The organism is Vibrio marinisediminis (assembly GCF_014050145.1).
In the GTDB taxonomy this organism is placed as follows: Bacteria; Pseudomonadota; Gammaproteobacteria; order Enterobacterales; family Vibrionaceae; genus Vibrio; species Vibrio marinisediminis.
Genome location: NZ_JACFYF010000298.1, coordinates 1 through 259 on the forward strand (window position 1 = coordinate 1; position 259 = coordinate 259).

General features: G+C 35.5%; 1 protein-coding gene. It reads left to right on the forward strand.

The features are described from left to right. On the forward strand, positions 1–259 hold a 259-nt coding region (locus tag H2O73_RS24165), incomplete at both ends, for a ShlB/FhaC/HecB family hemolysin secretion/activation protein (RefSeq protein ID WP_182110824.1).

Genomic DNA, 259 nt, shown 5'->3' on the forward strand with positions numbered 1-259 from the left:
TGGTATTAGCTTCCAAAGTAAAAAGTCATATAAATTTTGGTGATGGATTTGAGTTTTACCAAGCTGCTGTTATTGGTGGTCAAGATGGATTACGCGGATATAGAAACCAACGATATACAGGGAAGAAATCCTTATACCAAAACACCGATTTACGATATAGTTTCAGTAGAATGAAAACTCCAGTTATTCCTATAAAAATGGGAGTTTACGGAAGCTTTGACTATGGTCGTGTTTGGCTAGATGGTGAAGATTCTAATAA